Source organism: Rhodococcus sp. O3 (assembly GCF_048897285.1).
Taxonomy (GTDB): domain Bacteria; phylum Actinomycetota; class Actinomycetes; order Mycobacteriales; family Mycobacteriaceae; genus Rhodococcus.
The window spans coordinates 1-4,291 of record NZ_JBMBTE010000227.1 but is presented as its reverse complement, the minus strand read 5'-3'; the positions used below and the strand labels follow the sequence as shown (position 1 = coordinate 4,291).

6 protein-coding genes are annotated in these 4,291 nt (G+C 69.4%); 2 read left to right on the top strand and 4 right to left on the bottom strand.

Going from position 1 to position 4,291, the window contains the following annotated elements:
• The coding region (locus tag ACN675_RS27995; protein WP_420753922.1) for a helix-turn-helix domain-containing protein at positions 1–174 on the bottom strand (174 nt) is incomplete at its 3' end.
• Positions 175–260: 86 nt separating this feature from the next.
• On the opposite strand from ACN675_RS27995, the gene ACN675_RS27990 reads away from it, so the two are divergent.
• Entirely contained in the window at positions 261–1,721 is a 1,461-nt protein-coding gene (locus ACN675_RS27990; protein ID WP_420753921.1) for a M28 family metallopeptidase, read from the top strand.
• Between the two features lie 24 nt (positions 1,722–1,745).
• On the opposite strand, the gene thiD is transcribed toward ACN675_RS27990, so the two are convergent.
• On the bottom strand, positions 1,746–2,588 hold the full coding sequence (gene thiD / locus ACN675_RS27985; RefSeq protein ID WP_420753920.1) for a bifunctional hydroxymethylpyrimidine kinase/phosphomethylpyrimidine kinase: 843 nt from the start codon (positions 2,586–2,588) through the stop codon (positions 1,746–1,748).
• 258 nt (positions 2,589–2,846) lie between these two features.
• Between thiD and ACN675_RS27980 the strand changes: the two genes are divergently transcribed.
• Entirely contained in the window at positions 2,847–3,197 is a 351-nt protein-coding gene (locus tag ACN675_RS27980; RefSeq protein ID WP_420753919.1) for a GNAT family N-acetyltransferase, read from the top strand.
• A gap of 33 nt (positions 3,198–3,230) precedes the next feature.
• Here ACN675_RS27980 and ACN675_RS27975 read toward each other — a convergent pair whose 3' ends face one another.
• Positions 3,231–4,034 carry an exodeoxyribonuclease III gene (locus ACN675_RS27975; RefSeq protein ID WP_420753918.1) on the bottom strand — a complete coding sequence of 268 codons (804 nt, stop codon included), beginning with the start codon at positions 4,032–4,034 and terminating at the stop codon, positions 3,231–3,233.
• A gap of 9 nt (positions 4,035–4,043) precedes the next feature.
• Positions 4,044–4,291, bottom strand: a 248-nt coding sequence (locus ACN675_RS27970; RefSeq protein WP_420753917.1) for a GNAT family N-acetyltransferase, incomplete at its 5' end; no start/stop codon positions are given.

The window sequence follows — 4,291 nt, the reverse complement described above, 5'->3', positions numbered from 1 at the left end:
AGCCTGCCCGACGACGCCGAGCCGCGACCCGAAGGCGTGATAGATCGCGCCGTTCGACATACCGGTGGCGTCGGTCAGGGCCCTGAGTGTGACGGCTGCGGCGCCGGATTCGGCCGCGATCCGCTCGGCGGCGTCGAGCAGGCCGTCGAGGTCGTAGGTGCGGGTGCGGGCCATGCGCACACCATAACAGAGCATGTGCTCTGTTATCGGTACGGTGTCGTCCACCGGGTCGGAACAGTTCGTGTGGGTATCCTCGCCGGATGGGGCGGACCGTGGCGAACGCGAAGAATCTGACCGGGATCATGATCGTCGCCACGGCGCTGGTGGCCGGTGCGTGCTCGAGCACATCCGCGCCGCCCGCGCCGCCGCTGGACGCACCGGCACTCGCCGAAGCGGTGCAGCTCGACGCGGTCCTCGGGCACCTGCAGGAACTCGAACGCATCGCCACCGAGAACGACGGCAACCGGGCCCTGGGAACCCCCGGCTACGACGCCAGCGTCGACTACGTGGCCGGAAAGCTCCGCGACGCCGGGTTCGACGTGCAGACACCGGAATTCGACGTCACCTCGTTCGACGTCGAGAACGCGTCGCTGACCGTGGACGGTGCCCCCGTCGAACTGCGGGTCCTCGCGATGTCGCCGTCCACCGGTCCGGACGGGATCACCGCCCGCCTCGTGCGGGTTCCCGCCGACGAGACCCCGGGCTGTGAGGCCACCGACTACGACAACCTCGACGTCGCCGGGGCGATCGCGGTCGTCGACCGGGGTGTGTGCCCGTTCTCGGACAAGCAGAAGGTCGCCGCCGAGCGCGGCGCCGCGGCGCTCCTCGTCGTCAACAACGAACCCGGACCGCTCTCCGGCGGCACCCTCGGGGAGAACGGCGACCAGTTCATACCCGCGGCCGGTGTCAGCGGCGAGGACGGTGCGGCGCTCACCGCGGCCGGAAGCGCGACGCTGATCGTCGACACCGTCGTCGAGGACATCCGCTCGCGGAACGTGATCGCGCAGACCGCAACCGGCGACACCGACAACGTGGTCGTCGTCGGAGCGCACCTCGACAGCGTCCCGGAAGGACCCGGGATCAACGACAACGGCAGCGGTGTCGCCGCGGTCCTGGAGACCGCGCTGCAACTCGGCCCCGACCCGAACATCGCCAACGCGGTGCGGTTCGCGTTCTGGGGCGCCGAGGAAATCGGCCTCGTGGGCTCGACACGGTACGTCGAATCCCTGTCCGACGACGAGCGCAACGCGATCGCGCTGTATCTCAACTTCGACATGCTGGGCTCCCCGAATCCCGGATATCTCGTCTACGACGGCGACGACTCGGATTCCGTGGGGGCGGGCCCGGGCCCGGAGGGCTCGGCCGGCATCGAGCAGACCTTCCGGTCGTTCTTCGAATCCCGCGGCGTCGCCGCCGACGGCACCGACTTCGACGGGCGGTCGGACTACGGCCCGTTCGTCGAAGCCGGGATCCCGGCCGGCGGTGTGTTCAGCGGCGCCGACGAACGCAAGTCGCCGGACCAGGCGGGCAAGTGGGGCGGTGAGGCCGACACGCCGTTCGACCCGAACTACCACTCGCCGGAGGACACCGTCGCCAACATCGACCGCGACGCGTACGCGGTCACGGCGGCGTCGGTAGGCTACGGCGTCGGTGTCTACGCGCAGTCGCTCGACGGCGTGCCGACCGGCGACGCGCGGGACCAGGAGCGATCCGGCAACTGACCGATCAGGCCTGCGGCCGCCCGATCAGACCTGCAGTCGCCACAGCGGATTGACCGGTCCGTGCCCGCCGCCGAGGTCGTACGACCACTCGAGGCACTTGGTCACCCATTCCTTCGCGAACGCGACCGCATCCGGCACCGACCAGCCGTGTGCGAGTGCCGACGCGATCGCCGCGGCGAGGGTGTCGCCGCCGCCGTGATCGTTGCCCGTGTCGATGCGCGGGCTGGTGAACTCGAGGAAGCGGTCGCCGTCGAACAGTAGATCGGTGCTGTCCGGCGAGGTCCGCAGGTGCCCGCCCTTCACGATGGCCCACTGGGCGCCGAGCGCGTGCAGGGCTTCGGCGGCACGTCGGGCGGTGGGGTCGTCGACGACCTCGATGCCCGTGATGAGCCGGATCTCGTCCAGATTCGGTGTCACGACGGTGGCCTGGGGGACGAGCACGGTGCGCACCGCGTCGAGGGCCTCGGCGTGCAACAGCGGGTCGCCGTGCATCGACGCGCACACCGGATCCACCACGAGCGGAATCTGCCGTCCGTGCCCGATGCCGACCTCGGTGCACACCTGCGCGACCGCCTCGATGATCGAGGTCGACGCCAGCATCCCGGTCTTCGCAGCCGTCACACCGATGTCGTCGACGACGCAGCGCACCTGCGCGGCGACGGTCTCGGGGGGAATTTCGTGGAAGCCGCTGACGCCCAGCGAGTTCTGGACCGTCACCGCCGCCACCGCGACGCAGGCGTGGACGCCGCACATCGCCATGGTCCGGGAGTCGGCCTGGATCCCTGCGCCTCCGCCGGAGTCGGTGCCGGCGATGGTGAGGGCCCGGATCGGGGTCTGGCCGCGCGGGGCCAACGGCAGCAGTTTCACGCGCGTGAGCCTACCGGGGTCCCTCGAGCGCTACCGGACTGCGACGGTGCGGACCGGCGAGGGTGGCCGGATTTCGGCGAATGTCCTGGTTGCGAGGGTCGTTCGGCCTATCCCGGCGGCCGCTCGATGTGGAGCATCATGTAACCGGACCTTCCGGATCGAGGTGGGTGAGAAATACCGGGAGGGGTTACCTACAGACGGCATGTCGTGCTCTATAGTGGCGTGCGTCACATTTGTTCCAGGTACGACGGAGGGTTCATGGTCACCAACTTGCCGCATGCCGAGGTGTCCGACAATGCGGATCAGAACCGCTTCGAACTCCGGCTCAACGGCGATCTCGTGGGCATCCTCGGCTACTTCGACGCCGACCGCCCGTCGGGTGTTCCGGGGCAGAACCATCCTGTCGTCGACTTCCTGCACACCGTGATCGTCGAGGACTTCGGACATCAGGGACTCGCAGGCATCCTCGTCGGACGGTCGCTGGACATCGCCCGCCGTCGCGGCTGGAAGGTCCGCCCGGTCTGCACGTACGTGCAGCGATTCCTCGGAAACAACCCCGAATACCGCGACGTGATCGTGCCGCTCGAACCGGCGCGGCGTCGTGCGTGACCGGTAGGGCTGCGTGACCCGGTAGGGAACAGATCAGTCCGTCAGATCCACCACGACGGGGGCGTGATCGCTGGCGCCCTTGCCCTTGCGTTCGTTCCGGTCGATCTCCGCACCGCTGACGCGCGCGGCGAGCGCCGGCGAACCGAGGACGAAGTCGATCCGCATGCCCTGCTTCTTGGGGAAACGCAGCTGCGTGTAGTCCCAGTACGTGTAGACGCCCGGGCCGGGCGCGTGCGGGCGCACCACGTCGGTGAAGCCGCTCTCGAGGAACGCGGCGAACGCGTCGCGCTCCGGCTGGGAGGTGTGGGTCTTGCCTTCGAAGAAGGCCGGATCCCACACGTCCTCGTCGGTCGGCGCGATGTTCCAGTCGCCGACGAGCGCGATCGGAGTGTGCGGGTCCGCGGCGAGCCAGCCCTGGGCGTCGGCGCGCAGCTTCGCGAGCCAGTCCAGCTTGTAGGTGTAGTGCGGATCGGTCAGTTCGCGACCGTTCGGGACGTACAGGCTCCACACCCGCACACCGCCGCAGGTCGCGCCGATCGCGCGTGCCTCCTGCGCGGGCGCGGCCTCGGGGTCCTTCGTGAAGCCGGGCTGGTCCTCGAAGCCGATCTGCACGTCGTCGAGTCCGACGCGGGAGACGATCGCGACGCCGTTCCACTGACTCAGCCCGACGTGCGCGACCTGGTAGCCGAGCTCCTCGAAACGCGCGTACGGGAACTGCTCGTCCTTGCACTTGGTTTCCTGCATGGCCAGCACGTCGGTTCCGGTTCGCTGCAACCAGTCGACGATCCGGTCGGTCCGGGCACGGACGGAGTTCACATTCCAGGTAGCGAGACGCACACCGCCACTCTAGGCGAGCGGTCCGACAGGCTCGGTCACGTACCGGTACCGGTGGTGATCGACGAACGCCAGCTCCCGGTACAGCGCCCGCGCCGCGGCGTTGTCCTCGGCGAACTGCACATAGGCGTGCGTCGCGCCGCGTCCGCGGCCCCAGCGCAGCAGTGATCCGCACAGCAGGGTGCCCAGGCCGTTCCGGCGGTGCTCGGGGGCGACCTCGACCGCGGTCAGTCCCACCCACCGCCGTCCGTCCGAGGCGT